This window comes from Streptomyces griseoflavus, assembly GCF_014649995.1.
In the GTDB taxonomy this organism is placed as follows: domain Bacteria; phylum Actinomycetota; class Actinomycetes; order Streptomycetales; family Streptomycetaceae; genus Streptomyces; species Streptomyces griseoflavus.
This window is the reverse complement of record NZ_BMUC01000053.1, coordinates 1-1,201: the sequence shown is the minus strand read 5'-3', so window position 1 is coordinate 1,201 and position 1,201 is coordinate 1. Positions and strand designations below refer to the sequence as shown.

Annotated in this window: 1 protein-coding gene; it reads left to right on the top strand. The window is 70.2% G+C overall.

What is annotated here, in order from left to right:
- Positions 1–95 precede the first annotated feature (95 nt).
- Positions 96–1,201: enoyl-CoA hydratase-related protein (locus tag IE172_RS34195; RefSeq protein ID WP_190101260.1), on the top strand; the 1,106-nt coding region annotated here is incomplete at its 3' end.

Genomic DNA, 1,201 nt, shown 5'->3' with positions numbered 1-1,201 from the left:
GCCACCCTGTGCGTGGGCGGCGGCATGGGCATCGCCACCGTCGTCGAACGCCTCTGACCCTCCCGGCGACCCGCCACCTCGAACGGAGACTCCTCATGACCGTGAGCACCACCATCCGCTGGGAACAGGACCGCACCGGCGTCGTCACCCTCGTCATCGACGACCCCGACCAGTCGGCGAACACCATGAACCAGGCGTTCCGCGACTCCCTCGCCGTGATCACCGACCGCCTGGAGGCCGAGAAGGACTCCATCCGCGGTGTCATCATCACCTCCGCCAAGAAGACCTTCTTCGCCGGCGGCGACCTGCGCGACCTGATCCGGGTCACCCCCGAGACCGCCCAGCAGCTGTTCGACGGCGGCATGGTGCTCAAGCGCCACATGCGCCGCATCGAGACACTCGGCAAGCCGGTCGTCGCCGCGATCAACGGCGCGGCCCTCGGCGGCGGTTACGAACTCGCCCTGGCCTGCCACCACCGGATCGCCCTCGACGCCCCCGGCTCCAAGATCGGCTGCCCCGAGGTCACCCTCGGACTGCTCCCCGGCGGCGGCGGTGTCGTCCGCACCGTGCGCATGCTCGGCATCACCGACGCGCTGCTGAAGGTGCTCCTCCAGGGCACCCAGTACAACCCGCGCCGCGCCCTGGACAACGGCCTGGTCGACGAGATCGCCGACACACGCGAGGACATGCTCGCCAAGGCCCGTGCCTTCATCGACGCCCACCCCGAGTCCGCCCAGCCCTGGGACCGGCCCGGCTACCGCATTCCCGGCGGCACCCCCTCCCACCCCAAGTTCGCCGCCAACCTCCCGGCCTTCCCGGCCAACCTGCGCAAGCAGACCGGCGGCGCCCCCTACCCGGCGCCGCGCAACATCATGGCCGCCGCCGTCGAGGGCGCCCAGGTCGACTTCGAGACCGCGCAGGTCATCGAGGCCCGCTACTTCGTCGAGCTGGCCGCCGGACAGACCTCGAAGAACATGATCCAGGCGTTCTTCTTCGACCTCCAGGCCGTCAACTCCGGCGCCAACCGCCCCCAGGGCATCGAACCCCGCACGGTCCGCAAGGTGGCCGTCCTGGGCGCCGGGATGATGGGCGCCGGCATCGCCTACTCGTGTGCTCGTGCGGGTATCGACGTCGTGCTGAAGGACGTGTCCCTGGAAGCGGCCCTCAAGGGCAAGGGCTACTCCGAGAAGCTGTGCGCCAA